18 protein-coding genes are annotated in these 19,075 nt (G+C 67.3%); 10 read left to right on the top strand and 8 right to left on the bottom strand.

What is annotated here, in order from left to right; all coding sequences use genetic code 11:
• Positions 1 to 22: 22 nt before the first annotated feature.
• The 3 genes from AB8808_RS05280 to pilG are packed head-to-tail and all read right to left on the bottom strand — an operon-like array spanning position 23 to position 1,343.
• Positions 23 to 568 (bottom strand): chemotaxis protein CheW, encoded by a 546-nt coding sequence (locus AB8808_RS05280; RefSeq protein WP_369927336.1) that lies wholly within the window; start codon positions 566 to 568, stop codon positions 23 to 25.
• 7 nt (positions 569 to 575) lie between these two features.
• On the bottom strand, positions 576 to 950 hold the full coding sequence (locus AB8808_RS05275) for a response regulator (protein ID WP_369927335.1): 375 nt from the start codon (positions 948 to 950) through the stop codon (positions 576 to 578).
• 36 nt (positions 951 to 986) lie between these two features.
• A complete protein-coding gene (gene pilG, locus AB8808_RS05270; RefSeq protein ID WP_081916779.1) occupies positions 987 to 1,343 on the bottom strand; it encodes a twitching motility response regulator PilG in 357 nt (118 codons plus the stop codon).
• Positions 1,344 to 1,643: 300 nt separating this feature from the next.
• Between pilG and gshB the strand changes: the two genes are divergently transcribed.
• On the top strand, positions 1,644 to 2,588 hold the full coding sequence (gshB, locus tag AB8808_RS05265; protein WP_369927333.1) for a glutathione synthase: 945 nt from the start codon (positions 1,644 to 1,646) through the stop codon (positions 2,586 to 2,588).
• The gene (locus AB8808_RS05260; protein WP_369927331.1) at positions 2,585 to 3,445 is read left to right on the top strand and encodes a TonB family protein; all 861 of its coding nucleotides are present in this window, start codon (positions 2,585 to 2,587) and stop codon (positions 3,443 to 3,445) included. The genes gshB and AB8808_RS05260 overlap by 4 nt, the downstream gene beginning before the upstream one ends.
• A gap of 131 nt (positions 3,446 to 3,576) precedes the next feature.
• Here the strand turns inward: AB8808_RS05260 and AB8808_RS05255 are convergent, their stop codons facing one another.
• A complete protein-coding gene (locus AB8808_RS05255) occupies positions 3,577 to 3,864 on the bottom strand; it encodes a hypothetical protein (protein WP_369927329.1) in 288 nt (95 codons plus the stop codon).
• Between the two features lie 127 nt (positions 3,865 to 3,991).
• Here AB8808_RS05255 and AB8808_RS05250 point away from each other — a divergent pair, with 127 nt between their 5' ends.
• From AB8808_RS05250 to AB8808_RS05230, 5 genes are all read left to right on the top strand, one after another.
• Positions 3,992 to 4,558: a YqgE/AlgH family protein gene (locus tag AB8808_RS05250; protein WP_369927327.1), complete on the top strand. Its 567-nt coding sequence runs from the start codon at positions 3,992 to 3,994 to the stop codon at positions 4,556 to 4,558.
• A gap of 13 nt (positions 4,559 to 4,571) precedes the next feature.
• Positions 4,572 to 4,991: a Holliday junction resolvase RuvX gene (gene ruvX, locus AB8808_RS05245; protein WP_369927325.1), complete on the top strand. Its 420-nt coding sequence runs from the start codon at positions 4,572 to 4,574 to the stop codon at positions 4,989 to 4,991.
• A 45-nt stretch (positions 4,992 to 5,036) separates the two neighbouring features.
• On the top strand, positions 5,037 to 5,963 hold the full coding sequence (locus AB8808_RS05240) for an aspartate carbamoyltransferase catalytic subunit (protein ID WP_369927323.1): 927 nt from the start codon (positions 5,037 to 5,039) through the stop codon (positions 5,961 to 5,963).
• A gap of 69 nt (positions 5,964 to 6,032) precedes the next feature.
• On the top strand, positions 6,033 to 7,781 hold the full coding sequence (locus AB8808_RS05235; protein WP_369927321.1) for a hypothetical protein: 1,749 nt from the start codon (positions 6,033 to 6,035) through the stop codon (positions 7,779 to 7,781).
• A gap of 230 nt (positions 7,782 to 8,011) precedes the next feature.
• Positions 8,012 to 8,386 carry a BON domain-containing protein gene (locus AB8808_RS05230; RefSeq protein WP_369927319.1) on the top strand — a complete coding sequence of 125 codons (375 nt, stop codon included), beginning with the start codon at positions 8,012 to 8,014 and terminating at the stop codon, positions 8,384 to 8,386.
• Positions 8,387 to 8,497: 111 nt separating this feature from the next.
• Here the strand turns inward: AB8808_RS05230 and AB8808_RS05225 are convergent, their stop codons facing one another.
• Together AB8808_RS05225 and AB8808_RS05220 are read right to left on the bottom strand one after the other, a co-directional pair.
• Positions 8,498 to 9,661, bottom strand: coding sequence for a PilT/PilU family type 4a pilus ATPase (locus AB8808_RS05225; RefSeq protein ID WP_369927318.1), 1,164 nt, complete (start codon positions 9,659 to 9,661; stop codon positions 8,498 to 8,500).
• A gap of 74 nt (positions 9,662 to 9,735) precedes the next feature.
• Positions 9,736 to 10,773 carry a type IV pilus twitching motility protein PilT gene (locus AB8808_RS05220; RefSeq protein WP_036136938.1) on the bottom strand — a complete coding sequence of 346 codons (1,038 nt, stop codon included), beginning with the start codon at positions 10,771 to 10,773 and terminating at the stop codon, positions 9,736 to 9,738.
• A gap of 116 nt (positions 10,774 to 10,889) precedes the next feature.
• Between AB8808_RS05220 and proC the strand changes: the two genes are divergently transcribed.
• Entirely contained in the window at positions 10,890 to 11,714 is an 825-nt protein-coding gene (proC, locus tag AB8808_RS05215; RefSeq protein WP_285404035.1) for a pyrroline-5-carboxylate reductase, read from the top strand.
• Positions 11,711 to 12,295: a YggT family protein gene (locus AB8808_RS05210; RefSeq protein WP_369927317.1), complete on the top strand. Its 585-nt coding sequence runs from the start codon at positions 11,711 to 11,713 to the stop codon at positions 12,293 to 12,295. Before proC ends, AB8808_RS05210 begins: the two co-directional genes overlap by 4 nt.
• A 72-nt stretch (positions 12,296 to 12,367) precedes the next feature.
• Here AB8808_RS05210 and AB8808_RS05205 read toward each other — a convergent pair whose 3' ends face one another.
• Both AB8808_RS05205 and hrpA read right to left on the bottom strand, forming a co-directional pair.
• Positions 12,368 to 14,473: a bifunctional (p)ppGpp synthetase/guanosine-3',5'-bis(diphosphate) 3'-pyrophosphohydrolase gene (locus AB8808_RS05205; RefSeq protein WP_369927316.1), complete on the bottom strand. Its 2,106-nt coding sequence runs from the start codon at positions 14,471 to 14,473 to the stop codon at positions 12,368 to 12,370.
• Positions 14,470 to 18,468 carry an ATP-dependent RNA helicase HrpA gene (gene hrpA, locus AB8808_RS05200; RefSeq protein WP_369927315.1) on the bottom strand — a complete coding sequence of 1,333 codons (3,999 nt, stop codon included), beginning with the start codon at positions 18,466 to 18,468 and terminating at the stop codon, positions 14,470 to 14,472. The genes AB8808_RS05205 and hrpA overlap by 4 nt, the downstream gene beginning before the upstream one ends.
• Before the next feature lie 116 nt (positions 18,469 to 18,584).
• On the opposite strand from hrpA, the gene AB8808_RS05195 reads away from it, so the two are divergent.
• Positions 18,585 to 19,052 carry a Dps family protein gene (locus AB8808_RS05195; RefSeq protein ID WP_369927313.1) on the top strand — a complete coding sequence of 156 codons (468 nt, stop codon included), beginning with the start codon at positions 18,585 to 18,587 and terminating at the stop codon, positions 19,050 to 19,052.
• The last annotated feature ends 23 nt before the right edge of the window (positions 19,053 to 19,075 follow it).

Here is a 19,075-nt window from a genome sequence, read left to right as displayed (position 1 = left end):
GTCCCATCCCCCGAAAGACGCCTTACAGCGCCGCCTGCCGAAAATCAGGCGCCCGCACCAGCCGGCTCATGCTGAACAGCCCGAACGACTGCTCGCCCAGCGTGACGTTCTCCGCCACGAAGCGTGCCAAGCGCGGATCGCGCTCGTCCTCGCCCGTACCCCGCTGGGCCTCGTCCATCGTGCGCTGGCCGAACACCTCGTCCACCAGCAGCCCCACCGTGCCACCGTGCTGGCGGACCAGCAGCATTCGCGTACGCGCCGACGACGGCGTGCGCTCGTCGAACAGGAACCGGCCCAGGTCGATCGCCGGCACCAGGTTGCCGCGCACGTTGGCCACGCCCATCAGCCACGGCTGCGTACCCGGCACATTGGTCAGCCCCGGCACGGCCAGCAGCTCGTTGATTTCCTCGATGCCGCTGACGAACGCGCGGCGTCCTACCCGAAAACCGATGCCGCGCCACTGGCCCAGCGATTCGACCCGCTCGGGCGCGTCGGCCGTGTGCGCCAGGCAGGCACGTTCGTAGAGAGCGAGCAGCTCGAAGGGTGACGTTGCGGCGTTCTCGCTCATGGCGACCTCAGTGCGTCGTGCCGGGGAGCAGGCTGGCGATGGTCGAGAGCAGCTCCTTCTCGTTCACCGGCTTGGTGATGAAAGCCTTCGCACCCTGGCGCAGACCCCATACCCGGTCGGTTTCCATCGACTTGGTGGTGATCATCACAACGGGAACGTCCGCCGTGGCCGGGTCGCGGCTCAGCGTTCGCGTCGCCTGGAAGCCGTTCATGCCGGGCATGATGACGTCCATGATGACCAGGTCGGGCTTGTTCGCGCGGATGCGCTCTATGCCGGCCTCCGCGTTTTCAACGCTGGAAACGGAAAATCCCGCCTTCTCGAGCAGCGTGGTGAACACGCGGACGTCGGTGGGCGAGTCGTCGATGATCAGGATATTTGCCACGCGTCCCCCTGGACGTCGTCGAGCGAGCCGGTTGGGTCAGCTCGCCGTCGCATAACGGTGAATCGCGCCGAGCAGCTCGTCGCGGGTGAAAGGCTTGGTGAGGTACTGGTCGGCGCCCACGATGCGGCCACGCGCCTTGTCGAACAGACCGTCCTTGGAGGAAAGCATCACCACCGGCGTACCCCGGAACTGGGCGTTGTTCTTGATCAGGGCGCAGGTCTGGTAGCCGTCCAGGCGCGGCATCATGATGTCGACGAAGATGATGTTGGGCTTCTGGTCGGAGATCTTCGCCAGCGCCTCGAAACCGTCGACAGCGGTGAGTACGTCGCAGCCTTCCTTCTTCAGCAGCGTTTCCGCCGTGCGCCGGATGGTTTTGGAATCGTCGATGACCATGACCCGCAAACCGGTCAGGTCGGTACCACGTCCGTTTTCGTTCACTGCGCCCCCGTGCCACGCAAAAAAACCGCAAATACCGGTGCAGGATAGCCCCTCTTCCGGGCGTATTCCGTGCACTGGGTCGTCGTACGGGGCCTGGAGCCCCGGCGGCACGCTCTTCTGGCGTTCCTCCCGATCGCTGTTTAATGGTTGGCACGGATTCCGTCAAGATGAATTGTTCTTAAAAGCCGGCAGCCCGGTGAAATCCGGGCCGGCGCTCCACTAGACTTGGCATCTTTCCTGCTCGCCGGACACCCCATGTCGCTCACCGTCGCCGTTCTCATGGACCCGATCCGTGCCATCAAGATCGCCAAGGATTCCACGTTCGCCATGGTGCTGGAGGCCTCGCGCCGTGGCCACGCCCTGTTCTACATGGAGCAGGGCGACCTGGCGCTGCGCGACGGTGACGCCTGGGCCCGCCTGCGCCCATTGACCGTGAGGGACGACCCGGCCGACTGGTTCACCCTGGGCGATGCCGCGTGGCGCCCCCTCGGCGAGATCGACATCGTGCTGGCCCGCAAGGATCCCCCGGTCGATGCCCAGTTCGTCTACGACACCATGGTGCTGGAGCGCGCGCAGCGTGCCGGCACCCGGGTGGTCAACGACCCGCGCAGCCTGCGCGACTGCAACGAGAAACTGTTCGCCCTGGATTTCCCCCAGTGCATCGCGCCCACGCTGGTTTCGCGCGACCGCGGCGACCTGAAGGCCTTCGTGGCCGCGCATGGCGAGGCGGTGCTCAAGCCGCTGGACGGCATGGGCGGCCGCGGCATCTTCCGGGTGCGCGCGGGCGACAGCAACCTCAATTCGATGCTGGAGACCCTGCTCGGCGAGGGCGGGAACGACTTCGTGATCGCCCAGAAATACATCCCCGAGATCACCGCCGGCGACAAGCGCATCCTGCTGATCGACGGCGAACCCGTGCCCTATGCGCTGGCCCGCATCCCCCAGGGCGACGAGTTCCGTGGCAACCTGGCCGCCGGCGGCCGGGGCGAGGGTGTGCCGCTCTCCGAGCGCGACCGCTGGATCGCCGCCCAGGTAGCCCCGGAACTGCGTCGTCGTGGCCTGCGCTTCGTCGGCCTGGACGTCATCGGCGCGTACCTGACCGAGATCAACGTCACCTCGCCCACCTGCATCCGCGAGCTGGATGCCCAGTTCGGGCTCAACATCGCCGGGCTGATGTTCGACGCGATCGAGGCCCGATGACCACCCGCGACACCGGTGCCGACCTGATCGGGGCCACCCTGCTGTTTTCCCTGCTGCTGCATGGCGTGGTCATCCTCGGCGTCACCTTCGACGCGGAGAAGCCGAAACCCAGCGTGGCTACGCTGGATGTCACCCTCGTGGACGTGGCCAACCAGGAGCCACCGGACAAGGCCGACTTCCTGGCCCAGGCCAACAACGCGGGCGGCGGCGACAAGGACAAGGCGGCCCGGCCGTCCGAGCCCGTTTCCGGTCCGTTGCCGACGCCGAACCGCGGCGTCACCCCCGAGCCGAAGGATGCCCAGGCACCGGCGCCGCAGGACCGTACGCCCGCACCGTTGTTGACCACCTCCGGCGAAACGGCCTTCGCCGTCGACACCAGCCGGCAGCAGAGCGAACACGCACCCAGCCCCCTGCCGGTTTCCGACGAGGACGTGCAGCGCAAGCTGGAAATGGCCCGGCTGTCCGCCGAGGTCCGCGAGCAATCGCAGGCGTACGCCAAGCGCCCGAAGAAGAAATTCATTTCCTCCAACACGCGCGAGTATGTCTACGCCGCCTACATGAAAGGCTGGGTCGGCCGCGTGGAGCGCGTGGGCAACCTCAATTATCCCGACGAAGCCCGCCGCCAGGGGTTGTACGGCGAGCTGGTGCTCACCGTGGGCCTCAACCGCGATGGCTCGATCAAGAGCATGGACGTGATCAAGAGCTCAGGGCATACGCTGCTGGACGATGCCGCCATGCGCATCGTCCGCCTCGCGGCACCCTTCCCCGCCCTGCCCACCGACAAGACGAAGGTGGACGAGCTCTACATCACCCGCACCTGGCAATTCCTGCCGGGCAATGTGCTGAGGAATTACTAGGCCCCGCCAATGCACCGCGACGGGCTGGGTAGGAGCGCGCGATGCGCGCGACATCTTTTCGCGACAATGTTCGGCGTTACGCGCCAGCTCCAAGGCACGGCCTCAAAACATGTCGCGCACATCGTGCGCTCCTACGGCAGCAGCTGGTCGGCTTCGCTGACATAGGCCTTGCCGGCTTTTCGGTCCCACACGCACAGCTCGCGGCCGGGACGGTTGTTCATGTGTTTCTGCGGGTAGCGACCGGCCAGCACCAGCGCCGTCACGGGCACGCGGTCGTCATAGGCGATCGGCCCACCGACCGGCCTCGCATCCTTCAGCCCGCTGGCCGCGATGCACGCCTGCGTCAGCTGCCGGTCATGGTCCTTCCACGCCGCTGGCGTCGATGCCTGCGCTGCGACGGCCAGGAGTACACCGGACACGAACGTAAACCCTTTGACAAACATGACGTTCCTCTGGAAATAGCCTACATGGCGTATGGCCTGCACCGTAGCTTTTTTGCGCTTAACGCAGGCGCACTCGCCCGCTCGTAGCGGCTACAATGCGGCCATGACGATCGCCAATACATTCGCGGGTCAATTCCTCATCGCGATGCCCTCTCTCGCCGAGCCGCCGTTCGCACGCGGCGTCGCCTTCCTGTGCCAGCACGGGGAAGACGGCGCGGTCGGCCTGCTCATCAATCAGATGTCGGAGTACCGCCTGGGCGATGTCCTCGCCCAGATGAAGCTGGGTTGCGACGATCCGGACATCGCCGACTACCCGGTGCTCATCGGCGGCCCCGTCCAGCAGGAGCGCGGCTTCGTGCTCCACCGCGAGCACGGCCGCTGGGACTCCAGCTACCGCGTGAACGACGACTGGTCGGTCACCACCTCGCGCGACATCCTCGCCGCCATGGCCAAGGGCGAGGGTCCGAGCCGCGCCGTCGTCACGCTGGGCTATGCCGGCTGGGAAGCCGGCCAGCTCGAGCAGGAAGTCATGGACAACGCATGGCTGACCACGCGGGCCGAAGAGCGCATCGTGTTCGACACACCCCTGGACGAACGCTGGGTGGCTGCCGCCCGCCAGTTGGGCATGCAGGACCCATCCCAATTGACCGGCTACGCCGGCCACGCGTGAGCCCCCTCCTTTCATGAGCTGCCTGTTCGGTTTCGATGTCGGCACGAAGATCGTCGGCGTCGCCGTCGGCAACCGCCTCACCGGTACGGCCCGCGGCATCGCGGCGCTGCCGGTGCGCGACGGCGATCCGGACTGGCAGGCGCTGGATACACTCCGCCGGGAGTGGTTGCCGGAGGCCCTCATCGTCGGCCTGCCGCTGGACAACGACGGCAAGGAGCAACCGATGACGCGCAAGGCGCGCCGCTTCGCCGAGCGCGTCGGCCAGCGCTACGACCTGCCGGTCATCTTCGCCGACGAACGCATGAGTTCGCAGGAGGCCGCCCGTCGCTTCGCCGCCGGGCGAGCCGCGGGCACGCGCAAGCGCTCCGATGTCCGCTCGATCGACGCCGAAGCCGCCGCGGTCATCCTCGAGACCTACCTGCTCCAGCCATGAGCCACATCGCCCATCCCCGAATTCTCCCTTCGCCTTGAGGCCGTCATGTCACAACGCCTGCGCCACCTGACCACCCTCGAGAACCTGCCGCGCGAAACGATCGAGCGCCTGCTCGACCGCGCCAACAGCATGCGCGACGCCACGGCGCACGGCACACGCCGCCTGGAACTGCTCGGCGGCCGCACGGTGCTGAACCTGTTCTTCGAACCGTCCACGCGCACGCGCACCTCGTTCGAGTTGGCGGCCCGCCGGCTGGGTGCCGACGTCGTCAACTTCGACATCGGCCTTTCCTCGACCACCAAGGGCGAAGAGCTGTTCGACACGCTGCATACGCTGGAAGCGATGCACCTGGACACCATCATCGTGCGGCACAAGGTGTCCGGCACCCCGGATGAACTGGTACGCCACGCGATGAGCGGCGTGGCCGTGGTCAACGCCGGCGACGGCAACCGCGCGCATCCCACCCAGGGGCTGCTGGATGCCCTGACCATCCGCAACCACCACCCGGATTTCCGGAAGCTGCGTCTGGTCATCTGCGGCGACGTGCGCCACTCTCGCGTCGCGCGCTCCGACATACACGCCTTCGCCGCCCTGGGCGCCAAGGACATCCGGATCGTCGGGCCGTCCTCGCTGATGCCACCGGAGGGCGAGCTGTCCGGCGTCACCTATTTCGAGGATTTCGACGAGGCGATCGAAGGCGCCCACGCCGTCATCATGCTGCGCCTGCAGAAGGAACGGATGGCCGCCACCGACCTTCCTGACGAAGCCGCCTATTTCGAACGGTTCGGCCTCGACTCCCGCCGCCTCGCACGCGCCGCCAAGGGCTGCCTGGTCATGCACCCCGGCCCGATCAACCGGGGCATCGAGATCGCCCCGGAGGTCGCCGACGGCGCCCAGTCGCGCATCCTCGAACAGGTCGGCAACGGGGTGTTCGTGCGCATGGCCGTGCTGGCCGAGGTCATGGGGCGCTGAATACGCCCCTTCGCGCGGACGCATTCCGGCATAATGGCCCCACCTAGGGATCAAACAACGGGATACAAGATGCGACCGACGAAGCGACTTCTCGCGCTCGGCGTCGCCAGCGTGCTGCTGGCGGCCTGCGGCCACAAGGATAAGGATGCCCCGCTGGCCTTCGTGCCGGCCGATACGCCGTACGTGGTGGCCAGCCTCGACAAGCTCGACGACGACGCCTACGAGGCCATGCTGGCCCAGGCCAACAGCGAACTGCCCGGCCAGGTCGCCCAGATGAAGGCCTTCGCGCAGGATCTCGACACCAAGGGCAACGCCGATGGCGCCCGCCTGGTCCGCGCCCTCGCTGCGGAATTCGACGGCAAGACCGCCGAGGCCGCCCTGAAGAACATGGGCCTGGACGCCAAGAACGGCACCGCGTTCTACGGCCTGGGCCTGGCTCCGGTCGTGCGCGTGACGCTGGCCGACAACGCCGCGTGGGACGCCTTCGTGGGCCGCCTCGAAACGGCTTACGGCAAGAAGCTGGATACCGCCGACGCCGGCGGCCAGTCGTATCGTCATGTCGCCCTTTCCGATTCCGGCGTACAGCTGGTCATCGCCACCGTGGGCAAGCAGGCCGTGGTCTCGCTGCTGCCGGTCGACGCCGCCCAGCCGCTGGTCCGCCAGGCGCTCGGTGCCGACCGCCCGGAAAAGAGCATCCAGGAAGACGGTCGCCTGGCCGATCTGGCCAAGGCCAAGGGTTACAAGGATTACGCCGTCGGCCAGGTCGACCTGACCCGCCTGCTGCCACTGATCGCCACGGGCAAGGATCCGCTCTTTGCGACGTTCCTCAAGCACCAGTCGGCCAAGTCCGGCGAGCCGGTGCCGGCCCTGCCGCCCAGCTGCCAGACCGAAGCCACGCGCATCGCCGCGCGGGTGCCGTCCGTCAGCTTCGGCTACACCAAGCTCGACCTGCACCACCAGGACCAGCGCGTCGATATTGCCCTGGCCGACGACATCACCAAGGCATTCTCGGGCCTCAAGGTCGAAGTACCGGGCCTGGGCAGCGACGCGAAGGGTCCGTTCGACATCAGCCTCGCGCTGCCGGTCGAACAGCTGCGCACGTTCTTCACCGCCCAGGCGGAAGCCGTGGCGGCCAAGCCGTTCGAGTGCCCGGCCTTCGCCAGCATGAACGACAGCTTCGCCAAGATGGGCTCGACCATGCAGCAGGCGGCCATCCCGCCCATCGGCGACCTCCGCGGCCTGCGCCTCGTCATCGATTCGTTCAAGCCCGCGGCCAGCGCGCAGCAGATGCCGCAGATCACCGGTCGCGTGGTCATCGCCACGCGCAACCCGGCGGGCCTGCTCGCCATGGGTCAGGCGATGCTGGGCGGCGACTTCAAGCTGGCCGGCGACGGCAAGCCGGTCGCCCTGCCGCCGAACATCAGCGGCATGCTGGGCATGCCCGGCTGGGCGGCCATGAACGGTCAGGCGATCGCGGTCGGCGTCGGCGCCGGCGAAGACGCCCAGCTGGACGACGTGCTCATGGGCAGCACCGGCGATGCCGGTCGCGTGTCACGCCTGCATCTCAATGGCGACATGTATCGCTCGTGGGTGGACGTGATGGCGGACAAGGCCAAGTCCTACGCCAGCGCGATGACCGAAGCCGCGGGTGCCGACGGCGCGCCGGACGACCAGGCCACCACGGCCGCCACCGCGCAGCGTTCCAATGCTCAGTTCGACGCGATGAAGGCCCAGGCCGCCCGCGTCGTGCAGGTGTCCGGCGAGTCGCACGTCGACGAGAAGGGCCTCGTGATCTCGGGATCGGTGGAATACAAGTAAGCCGATCCATACGCGTCACGTGGTTGAAACAGGAAAGGCGGCCCTCGGGCCGCCTTTCTTTTTGCGCGCTGCACGAACCCGACAGCTACCCGTGCGAGAAACTGAACGGCTGGGATTTGCACGCACGAATCGTTCACGGATGCGCTGTTTCCATAGGCCCCGCGACACGGCAGCCACAGTGCGCGGCGCCGTCGCCAGACCCACAACAGATTTCAGATAAGGAGTTCACCATGAACCATTCCAACCTCCGCAAGGCCCTGTTCGCCGCCGCCCTCGTTGCCGGTCTCGGCACGGTCCCGTTCGCCCAGGTGAATGCACAGGACTCCGCGGCCGCCATGAGCAAGGGCGACAACCAGACGGTTGCCGGCAAGGCTGACGACACCTGGATCACCACCAAGGTGAAGTCCGAGTTCGCTGCCAACAAAATGGTCAAGGCGACCGATATCTCGGTGAGCACCACCGAAGGCGTCGTTACCCTGACCGGTTCGGTCGCTACCGCCAAGGAAAAGAGCAAGGCTGTCGCGATCGCCAAGAAGATCAAGGGCGTGAAGAGCGTTGAAGCCAGCGGCGTGACGGTATCGGCTGCGGCTGCCGCTTCCAACTAAGCGTTGGTGATGGTGGCATGAAAAAGGGAGCCCTTTGGGCTCCCTTTTTTTTCGCCCACATCGTGGGCTCCTACATGCGTGTGTAGGCATGCGTGTTGCTGGGCGGTGGGGTTAGCGGCTGAGCATGCCGCCGAAGGTCTGTTTGTCGTGGGAGGTGTCGATCTCGACGCCTTCCAGGCCCTGCGACAGGGTATGCGCGTCGCCGCCCTGGGCAAGCTTGATCCGTAGGCGCACTTCGTTCGAGCTGTCGGCGTGGCGCAGTGCGTCCTCGTAAGAGATTTCGCCGGCGTGGTAGAGCTCCACCAGGCTCTGGTCGAACGTGCGCATGCCCAGCTGGTTGGAGTCCCGCATCAGTTCCTTCAGCTTGTGCACTTCGCCCTGGCGGATGTAGTCCTGCGCAAGCGGCGTGCCCAGCAGCACTTCCACCGCGACGCGACGCGCCTTGCCGTCGGGCGTGGGAATGAGCTGCTGCGCCACGATGCCCTTGAGGTTCAGCGACAGGTCCATGAACAACGCGCTGCGACGATCTTCCGGGAAGAAATGGAGGATGCGGTCCAGTGCCTGGTTGGCGTTGTTGGCGTGCAGGGTGCACAGGCACAGGTGGCCGGTTTCCGAGAAGTTGATGGCATGCTCCATCGTCTCGCGGGTACGCACCTCGCCGATCATGATCACGTCGGGCGCCTGGCGCAGCGTGTTCTTCAGCGCGTTCTCCCAGCTGTCGGTATCGATGCCGAGTTCGCGCTGGGTGATGATGCAGCCTTCGTGCTTGTGCACGTATTCGATCGGGTCCTCGATCGTGATGATGTGGCCCGTGGAATTCTGGTTGCGGTAGCCGATCATCGAGGCCATCGAGGTCGACTTACCCGTACCGGTACCGCCCACGAAGATGATGATGCCGCGCTTGGTCATCGCCAGCTGCTTGATGATCGGCGGCAGGTTCAGTTCTTCCGGCGTGGGAATCTTCGACTCGATCCGGCGCAGCACCATGCCGACGCAGTTGCGCTGGTAGAAACACGATACGCGGAACCGGCCCACGCCCGATGCGCTGATGGCGAACTGGCACTCGTGGGTCTTTTCGAATTCCTCGCGCTGCGCGGGCGTCATCACGTTGAGCACCATGTCGCGCGCCTGCTGCGCGGAAAGCGGGCTCTGCGTGATGGGAACGATGCGGCCCTGCACTTTCATGGAGGGCGCGACGCCGGCGGTGATGAACAGGTCGGAGGCCTGCTTGTGCACCATCAGCTTGAGGAAGGAGGTGAAATCGAAGTCGCTCATGACGGTCTGGTCCCCGTGTGCCGGACCGGGCCGGCGCCCCTGGGGCGATCATATACCCGGGGCGCGGCGCGCGGTTAGCGGAAGCTTTCCTTGTTCTTGGCGTACATCATGCCTTCCTGGCGGGTGATCAGGCCGCGCTTTACCAGGTCCAGCAGGTTCTGGTCCAGGGTCTGCATGCCGTACTGCTGGCCGGTCTGGATCGCCGAGTACATCTGGGCGACCTTGTCCTCGCGGATCAGGTTACGGATGGCCGGGATGCCTACCATGATCTCGTGGACCGCCACGCGCCCTCCGCCCACTTTCTTCAACAGCGACTGCGAGATCACCGCGCGCAACGACTCGGAGAGCATCGAGCGGACCATCGGTTTCTCACCCGCCGGGAAGACGTCGATGATGCGGTCGATGGTCTTGGCCGCCGACGAGGTGTGCAGGGTACCGAACACCAGGTGGCCCGTTTCCGCGGCGGTGAGCGCCAGGCGGATGGTTTCCAGGTCGCGAAGCTCGCCGACCAGGATGTAGTCCGGATCTTCGCGCAACGCCGAGCGCAGCGCCTCATTGAACCCGTGGGTGTCGCGGTGCACCTCGCGCTGGTTGACCAGGCACTTCTGCGAGGTGTGCACGAATTCGATCGGGTCCTCCACGGTGAGGAGGTGGCCGTACTCGTTCTTGTTGATGTGATCGACCATCGCCGCCAGCGTGGTGGACTTGCCCGAGCCGGTCGGGCCGGTGACCAGGATCAGGCCCTGCGGCTGCTCGATCAGCTCGCGGAAGATCTTCGGCGCACCGAGGTCTTCCAGCGTGAGCACCTCGGACGGAATGGTACGGAACACCGCGCCGGCGCCACGGTTGTGGTTGAAGGCGTTGACGCGGAAACGCGCCAGGCCGGGGATCTCGAAGGAGAAGTCGGTCTCCAGGAACTCCTCGTAGTCGCGCCGCTGCTTGTCCGACATGATGTCGTAGATCAGCGAGTGCACCTGCTTGTGTTCCAGCGCGGGGATGTTGATACGCCGCACGTCACCGTCGACGCGGATCATGGGCGGCAGGCCCGCGGAGAGGTGCAGGTCGGAGGCCTTGTTCTTCACGGAGAAGGCAAGGAGTTCGGCGATATCCATCAGGGTCCCCTTTCTTTGTGGGGCATAGGTAAACACGCCGAAGGGTCGGCGGCAAGGCGCGGCACCGTATATGCTTCCCGGACTGTGAAAACGACCGCGAGCGGAGCGAACACCCCATGAATCGGATCGCCTTCATCGGTGGCGGCAACATGGCCACCGCCCTGATCGCCGGCATGCTGCGCCACGGGGCCCAGCCGGGCGGCATCGCGGTGGCCGAGCCCCGCGCCGAGGCCCTGCAGGAGCTCTCCCGCCAGTACGGCGTGGCCACGTATACCGATAACCTCGACGCCGCGGAGGGTGCCTCCATCCTCGTGCTGGCGGTCAAGCCGCAGATGATGGCCGAGGTGTGCCGCGGCCTGCGCCCGGCGGTGCAGAAGTACCGGCCGGTGGTCATTTCCATCGCCGCCGGCATCCGCATCGCCCAACTGGAACGCTGGCTGGACGCCGCCCTGCCCGTGGTCCGCTGCATGCCCAATACGCCGGCCATGTTCGGGGCCGGGGCCACCGGGTTGTTCGCCAACGGTCGCGTCAGCGCACCCCAGCGGGCCGAGGCCCAGCACGTGCTGGACGCGGGCGGCCTTACGGTGTGGGTGCCGGACGAGGACCAGCTGGACATCGTCACGGCGCTGTCCGGCTCCGGTCCGGCCTATTTCTTCCTGATGGTCGAGGCGCTGGAAAACGCGGCATTTTCTCAGGGGCTGTCCCGTGAGGCGGCCCGCGCCCTGGCGGCGCAGACCGCCTTCGGCGCCGGCCGCATGCTGGTGGAGTCCGGCGAAAGCGCCGCCACGCTGCGCCAACGCGTCACCTCGCCCAACGGCACCACCCAGGCCGCGCTGGAAAGCTTCCGCGACGATCATTTCCCTGCCATCGTGGCGCGGGCGGTCGACGCGGCGCGTCGGCGCGGCTTCCAACTTTCCGAAGACATGGACTCGAATACGTGAACTACCTGACCAATGCCGGCGGCCTGCTGCTCGAAGTCGCCTTCGGCGCACTTGTCACGCTTTTCATCCTGCGCATCCTGGCCGAGGCCTTCCGCGCGGATTTCAACAACCCGATCTGCCAGTTCCTCTACCGGTTCACCAACCCGGTGCTGCGGCCGGTACGCAAGGTGCTGCCGCCGGTGCGTCGGGTCAACACCGGCGCCGTGCTGATCGTGTACCTGCTGGAATGCCTGAAGTGGCTGCTGATCGCCGCCCTGGCCGGCATCGCGCCGAACGTGCTCGGCCTGGCGATCGCGGGCCTGGGCGAAACGCTGGATATCTTCCTGCTCACCTGGGTGGTGCTGGTGTTCGCCTGGTCGATCATGAGCATGCTCTCGACCGATCGCTACCACCCGGTGGCGAGGCTGGTGACGAGCCTGGCGGAGCCGCTGGTGCGTCCGCTTCGCGGGCGGATGACCATCGGTGGGCTGGATTTCTCGCCGACCGTGGTGATCCTCGGGCTGATCCTGGCGCGGATGCTTGTGGCGGCGCCGATCAAGGATTGGGGGGTGGCGTTGATGATGGGGGCGGGGGTGGGGTGAATGATTCGGGGCGTTTCGCCAGGAGATGTCGCGCACGTGCGTGCGGTCCTACGGCGGGGTAGTGCGGGGCGGTCAGCGGGCGCCCAGGCGGCGGGCGTCCGTCACGTTGGGTAGCGCGCTCAGGCGGCCCAGCAGGGTGGACAGCTGCTCGTAGTCCTTCACCTTTAGCGTGAAGCGCATTTCGACTTCGCCGGTGCGCACGTGCACGCGACTGGACGACGCCACGATATGCGGACCGGTATTGCTGATGGTGGTGGCGACGTCTTTTTGCAGGCCCTTGCGGTCGTAGCCGCGCAGCTCGATGTCGATCTCGTAGCTCTGCACTTCCACCCTGCCCCAGCTCACGTCGATCACGCGCTCCGGACTCCTGCGCGCCAGCCTTGCGAGGCTGGCGCAATCGGCGCGATGCACCGAAACGCCGCGCCCGCGCGTGATGAACCCGCGCACCGGGTCGCCCGGCAGCGGCTGGCAGCAACGCGCCAGCGTGGTCAGCAGGTTGCCCAGACCTTCGATGGATAGCGCCCCGCGATCGTGCTGCGCGGCGCGCGACGCCACCGGGTTGGACGATTGCGTGATGCCGGGCTCGGCGGGCTCCTGCTGCGAGCGGGCCACCTGGCCCAGCGTCACCTCGCCCAGGGCGATGGTGACGTAGAGCTCGTCCACCGATTTCAGGCGGAAATGCGTGGCCAGCTTCGCCAGGTCCACGTCGTCCAGCGCCAGGCGGCGCAGCTCCTTCTCGAGGCTGAGCTTGCCGGCCACGAGGTTGGCTTCGTGCGCTTCACGACGAAACCATGCGCGCACCTTTTCCTTGGCCCGCGACGTGTGCAGGTAACCGTGGTGCGCCGAGAGCCAGTCGCGGCTGGGCTCGGAAACCTTCGTGGTCAGGATCTCGATGCGGTCGCCGCTGCGCGGCTGTGTGGTCAGCGGCACAATGCGGCGGTTGAGCTTGGCGCCACGGCAGCGATGACCCACCTCGGTATGGATGTGATACGCGAAATCCAGCACCGTCGCGCCGCGCGGCATGTCGATCACCTCGCCCTTGGGCGACAGCACGTAGACGCGGTCTTCCATCAGCTCCGTCTCGAAGCCGGCGGCCAGTTCGGCCTCGTCTTCCCCACGGGGCTCCAGCAGCTTGCGCATCCAGGCGATCTTGGCCTCGAACTCCGCATCCGCCCCGCCGCCTTCCTTGTAGCGCCAGTGCGCGGCGACGCCCAGTTCGTTGGCGCGGTGCATCTCGTGGGTGCGTATCTGTACTTCCAGCGTCTTGCCCTGCGGACCCAGCACGGCCGTGTGCAGCGAGCGATAGCCGTTGCCCTTGGGCCGCGCCACGTAGTCGTCGAACTCGCCCGGCACATGCGGCCACAGGCTGTGGACCAGCCCCAGCGCCGCGTAGCAGTCGGCCACGCTGTCGACCAGGATGCGCACGGCGCGGATGTCGTAGAGGTCGGAGAATTCCAGCCCTTTCTTCTTCATCTTCTTCCAGATGGAGAAGATGTGCTTCGGCCGGCCCGCCAGATCGGCGCGCACGCCGGCGGTATCCAGCGTGTCGCGCAGGGTGGCCAGGCTGGAGGCGATGAAGGTTTCGCGGTCGGTCCGGCGTTCGTCCAGCAGGCGCGCGATGCGGCGGTAGGTGTCGGGCTCGAGGTAACGGAAGGCGAGGTCTTCCAGTTCCCATTTCAGCTGCCAGATACCCAGCCGGTTGGCCAGCGGCGCATGGATATCGGCAGTGAGCTGGGCCAGCTCGCGCCGCTCGTGGTCTGGCAGCGCCATGGCGGTACGCATGGCGGCGAGTTGCCGCGCGAGCAGCACGAACACCACGCGCAGGTCGCGGATGATCGCCAGCAGCAGCCGGCGCAGGCCCTCCGCCCCACTGGCAGGCCCGCGCTGCGCGTGCAGCGCCCAGACCTTCTCCGCCTCGCCCTGCCCTTCGACCAGCCGGCGCAGGGTAGGTGCCCAGGTCGCCGCCGCCTCGTCCGCCGCACCGGGCATGCCGTTGACCAGCGAAAACCAGAGCGCCGACGCGCAGGTTTCGTCGTCGCAGCCCAACAGGCGCAGCAGCTCGATGACGGTTTCGCCCTCGGCCCGCGCGCTCACGGGCAGCACGGCGCAGGCCTGCCGCGCACGCTCCGTCAGGGGCATGCCCGGGTCTTTCGCCTCCGTGGGCCGTACGTCGCTCATCGTGATGCCGCCTGCGCGTTGTCCAAAGCCTTGGCCAGCCGTTTGGCGGACACGGGCTCCGCGGTTTTCAGTTCCTGGGCGAACAGCGACACGCGCCATTCCTCCAGCAACCAGCGCAGTTCCCCCCAGGCATCCGCATCCAGCGCCGTACCACCGCCGTGCAACAGGGCACGCCAGTACGGCAGCACCTGCAGCATACGCGACTGATCGCGGGCGGGGTCCTGGCGCAAACGCTCGCCGCGCAGGCGCATGGCCTTGAGGTAACGCGGGATGTGCGCCAGCCGCGCAGTGGGCAGTTCGCGCAGGAACCCCGGCTGCAGCAGAGCGGCCAGCTGTTCGCGCAAGTCGTCGTAGCTGGCCTTGGCAAAGCCCATCAGCGGCGGCTCCATCCAGGGCCTGAGCTCGGCCTGCGCCTCGATGATCGGCTCGGCAAGCTTCTGCCGTGCCATCGCCGCGCCGAACAGCTTCTGCGCGAACTCCGCGCGCAATGCCTCGAACGCGGCATGCGTGCGTACCTCCAGGCGGCGCCCCTCGAGCAGATCGGCAAAGCCGCCTTCGACCAGGTCCTCGCGCAGGCCGTCGATACTGCCCATGGGGGCGTATTTCAGCGACAGCGGATTGGCGATGGGCAACTGCCGGCGCGCCCGCTTGAACTCGGGCCCAAGCGCCTCGCGCAGCAGTCGCTCCACGCCGCCCGCATGCGCCTCCGCGGCTTCGTCGGCACGTTCGAACACGCGTAGCGCCACCGCCTCACCCAGGTCCACCAGCGCCGGGTAGGCCACCAGGCCGGCGTCGGAGCGCACTTCCGCCGGAATCGATTCGAAGTCCCACGTCACGATGTCCTCGCGCGTGAGCTCGATATCCGTCTTGCGTGAGAAGGCCTCGCGCGCCTGGCTTTCCCATTGCGCGCGGATGGCCGTGAGGTCGCGGCCCTCGGCCAGCGTGCGGCCGTTTTCGTCGTGCACGCGATACCGCATCAGCAAGTGCGGTGGCAGGTCGGCGTCGGCGAAGGCGGCCGCGTCCACATCCACGCCGGTGGCCTTCTTCAGGAAGCGGGCCAGCGCCGCCGACAGCGACGTGTCGCGTGGGGCCTCCGCTTCCACGAACGCCCGGGCGAAATCCGGCGCCGGCACGAAGTTGCGGCGCAGCGCCTTGGGCAGGGCGCGGATCAGTTCGGCCACCTTGTCGGCCAGCAGGCCACCCACCAGCCATTCCCCGCGGGCCAGCGGCAGCGCGTTGAGGAAGGCCAGCGGCACGTTGATCGTGACGCCGTCGGCGGGGTCGCCGGGGACGAATCGGTATTCGAGCCGGTAGCGGTGCTGGCCCACGTCGATGGACGCGGGGAAGGCCTTGGGGTCGAGGCCGCTACCGGTGTCCATGACATCCGCCAGGGTCCAGCGCAGGGCCGCCTGCTCCCCGGGGGACGCCTTGCGGTACCACGCGTCGAGTGCCCGCACATCGGCGATCTCAGCGGGAAGCTTGCCCTCGAAGAAGGCGACAAGGGCATCGTCGGATCGCAGCAGGCCCGCGCGCCGCTGCTTGGCCTCGATGTCGTGGGCCTGCTCCAGTACACGCGCGTTGGCGCGCACGAAGTCCGCACGACTGTCGATATCCGCGCGTACCAGTGCTTCGCGCACGAAGATATCGTGAGCCAGCGCCGGGTCCTGGCGGTGGAAGGTCACCGGACGCCGCTCCACCAGCACCAGGCCGAACAGCGTGACCTGCTCGTAGGCCACCACGGTGCCGCGCTTGCGCGACCAGTGCGCGTCGCGCGCCGTGGCGCGCACCAGATGGCCGGCCTGGGATTCGATCCAGGCCGGATCGACGCGCGCGTTCATCATCGCCCAGATGCGGCCGCCGATATCCAGAATCTGCGCGGCGAAGATCCAGGCCGGCGGCGCCTTGGCCAGCGCGGAGCCCGGAAACACCTGGAAACGGCGCTCGCGCGTGCCGCGGAACACGCCCTTCTCGTCCTTGTGCCCGACCTGCGTGGGCAGGCCAGCCAGCAGGCTGCGGTGCACCGCCTCGAACAGCCCGTCGCCAAGCGCATCGGCCGCGGGGGCACCCTTTGGGGCGTCCTTGGCGTCCTTGGCCTTGGTGTCATCCTTGGCGTCCTTGGTTCGCTTCGGGTCGCCGGCCACGGGCCCGGCGGGCTCCTTGCCCTGCGTACCCCAGTCGATGTCCCGCACCACCAGCACCAGCTGGCGGTGCAGTTCGCGCCATTCGCGCATGCGCATGAAGCTGAGGAAATGCCGCGAGCACCAGTCGCGCAGTTTCGACGAGGTCAGTTCCTCGGCGGCGGCGAGGTAGCCGCGCCAGAGGTTGAGCACGCCGACGAAGTCCGACTTGGGGTCGGCGAACTGCGCATGGGCGGCATCGGCCTGCCCGCGCGCCTCGGGCGGACGCTCGCGTGGGTCCTGGATGCTGAGGAAGGCGACGATGGTGGTCAGTTCGGCCAGCGCGCCCAGGCGCCGCGCTTCCACCATCATGCGCGCCAGCTGCACGTCGATCGGCAGCCGCGCCACGGTGCGTCCCGTCGCGGTCAGCCGGCGATCGTCGTCGATGGCGCCGATCTCGGCAAGACGGCGGTAGCCGTCGGCCACGACGCGCGGGTCCGGGGCCTCCAGGAAGGGAAAATCCTCCACCTCGCCCAGGTCCAGCGCCAGCATGCGCAGGATCACGTTGGCCAGCGACGAGCGCAGCAGTTCCGGGTCGGTGAACTCCGGACGCAGGTTGAACTCGGCTTCCTCGTACAGGCGGTAGCAGATGCCGGGGCCCACGCGTCCGCAGCGACCCTTGCGCTGGTTGGCGGCGGCCTGCGAGATGGGCTCGATGTGCAGGCGTTCCAGCTGGCCGCGCTGGCTGTAGCGCTTGACCCTGGCCGTGCCCGGGTCCACCACGTAACGGATGCGCGGCACCGTGAGCGACGTTTCGGCGACGTTGGTGGCCAGCACGATGCGCCGCTTGGGCCCGGGCCGGAACACCCGGTCCTGCTCCTGGGCGGACAGCCGCGCGTACAGCGCCAATACTTCCGTCTCGCGGTACTGCTTGCGTGACAGCAGCAGGTGGGTATCGCGGATCTCGCGCTCACCGGGCAGGAACACCAGCACGTCGCCGCGGGGATCTTCTCGCGTGATGTCGTCCATCGCGTCGGCCACCTGCTGGGCGACGTTGCCCTCGCCGCGCTCGCCCAGGGGCCGGTAGCGCACTTCCACGGGGAAGGTGCGGCCTTCCACCTCGACCACCGGCGCGTTGCCGAAGTGCGCGGCGAACCGCTCCGTGTCGATGGTGGCGGAGGTGACGATGATCTTGAGATCGGGGCGGCGCTGGGCCAGTCGGCGCAGGTAGCCCAGCAGGAAATCGATGTTGAGGCTGCGCTCGTGGGCCTCGTCGATGATGATCGTGTCGTAGGCCGACAGCCAGGGATCGGACTGTGTCTCGGCCAGCAGGATGCCGTCGGTCATGAACTTGACCAGGGCCTGGTCGGACACACGCTCGGTGAAGCGCACCTGGAAGCCCACCTTGTCGCCCAGGGGCGTAGCCAGTTCCTCGGCGACTCGGGTGGCCACCGACCGGGCGGCCAGGCGCCGCGGCTGGGTGCAGCCGATCATCCCCGCTTCGCCGCGACCGGCGGCCAGGCACAGCTTGGGCAGCTGGGTGGTCTTGCCCGAGCCGGTTTCGCCCGCCAGCACCACCACCTGGTTCTCACGGATGAGCTTGATGATGTCCTCCGCCCGCGCGGCGATCGGCAGCGAGGCATCCACCGCGATCGGCGGCTTGGACGCCGCCCGTGCGGCCCGGCGCTCCCGCGATACGGCGATATCCGTGGCCAGGGCCTCGATGCGGGCGGCGTCGGGCTTGCGGGACAGGGCGCGCCAGCGCCCCAGCAGCCGTCCCACATCGCGGCTGCTCACCGCATCGAGCGCATGGCGAAGCTCGCGCAGGCGCGGATGATCGGGCGACGGAGAGCGTGCGGGACGTGTGGGTGTACTCATCGACACCCATGATAGCGTGCGCCTATGGTCCGGATCGGAACGTTTCATTTCACAGCGGTTCCCGACGGGCGGTAAAATGCCTCATCGAAAACGAAAAAACCAAGGAGAGTCGCAACATGGCCATCGATATCGGCATTGCCAAGAACGATCGTGAAACGGTTGCCGAGCACCTCTCGAAGCTGCTCGCCGATACGTATTCGCTCTACCTGAAGACCCACAATTTCCATTGGAACGTGACCGGGCCGCAGTTCAACAGCCTGCACGCCATGTTCGAGGTGCAGTACAACGCCCTGTGGCTGGCCGCCGACGAAGTGGCCGAGCGGATCCGCGTCCTCGACGTGTTCGCCCCCGGCTCGTACAGCCAGTTCGGCAAGCTCACCTCGATCAAGGAAGAAGCGGGCGTGCCGGACTGGAAAACCATGGTGGCCCAGCTGGTCGAAGGCCATGAAATCGCCGCCGCCACCTCGCGTGACACCTTCCGTGCCGCCGAGGCCGTGGGCGACGAAGGCACCGCCGACATGGTCACGGGCCGCCTGAAGGAGCACGAAAAAACGGCCTGGATGCTGCGTTCCCTGCTCGCCTGACACCATCGTGGCCCGTCATCCCA

It is taken from the genome of Xanthomonas sp. NCPPB 2632 (assembly GCF_041228075.2).
GTDB lineage: Bacteria > Pseudomonadota > Gammaproteobacteria > Xanthomonadales > Rhodanobacteraceae > Luteibacter.
Note: the sequence above shows the minus strand (reverse complement) of the source record. Positions and strands in the feature narration are given on the sequence as shown.

Bases quoted from the DNA above. Each gene is read 5' to 3' on its own strand.
- AB8808_RS05230 (WP_369927319.1), top strand. From the start codon at position 8,012: ATGAACCATTCCAACCTCCGCAAGGCCCTGTTCGCCGCCGCCCTCGTT.
- AB8808_RS05235 (WP_369927321.1), top strand. From the start codon at position 6,033: ATGCGACCGACGAAGCGACTTCTCGCGCTCGGCGTCGCCAGCGTGCTG.
- AB8808_RS05250 (WP_369927327.1), top strand. From the start codon at position 3,992: ATGACGATCGCCAATACATTCGCGGGTCAATTCCTCATCGCGATGCCC.
- pilG (WP_081916779.1), bottom strand. From the start codon at position 1,343: ATGGTCATCGACGATTCCAAAACCATCCGGCGCACGGCGGAAACGCTG.
- hrpA (WP_369927315.1), bottom strand. From the start codon at position 18,468: ATGAGTACACCCACACGTCCCGCACGCTCTCCGTCGCCCGATCATCCG.
- gshB (WP_369927333.1), top strand. From the start codon at position 1,644: ATGTCGCTCACCGTCGCCGTTCTCATGGACCCGATCCGTGCCATCAAG.
- AB8808_RS05205 (WP_369927316.1), bottom strand. From the start codon at position 14,473: ATGAGCGACGTACGGCCCACGGAGGCGAAAGACCCGGGCATGCCCCTG.
- AB8808_RS05240 (WP_369927323.1), top strand. From the start codon at position 5,037: ATGTCACAACGCCTGCGCCACCTGACCACCCTCGAGAACCTGCCGCGC.
- AB8808_RS05195 (WP_369927313.1), top strand. From the start codon at position 18,585: ATGGCCATCGATATCGGCATTGCCAAGAACGATCGTGAAACGGTTGCC.
- AB8808_RS05260 (WP_369927331.1), top strand. From the start codon at position 2,585: ATGACCACCCGCGACACCGGTGCCGACCTGATCGGGGCCACCCTGCTG.
- AB8808_RS05220 (WP_036136938.1), bottom strand. From the start codon at position 10,773: ATGGATATCGCCGAACTCCTTGCCTTCTCCGTGAAGAACAAGGCCTCC.
- ruvX (WP_369927325.1), top strand. From the start codon at position 4,572: ATGAGCTGCCTGTTCGGTTTCGATGTCGGCACGAAGATCGTCGGCGTC.
- proC (WP_285404035.1), top strand. From the start codon at position 10,890: ATGAATCGGATCGCCTTCATCGGTGGCGGCAACATGGCCACCGCCCTG.
- AB8808_RS05280 (WP_369927336.1), bottom strand. From the start codon at position 568: ATGAGCGAGAACGCCGCAACGTCACCCTTCGAGCTGCTCGCTCTCTAC.
- AB8808_RS05225 (WP_369927318.1), bottom strand. From the start codon at position 9,661: ATGAGCGACTTCGATTTCACCTCCTTCCTCAAGCTGATGGTGCACAAG.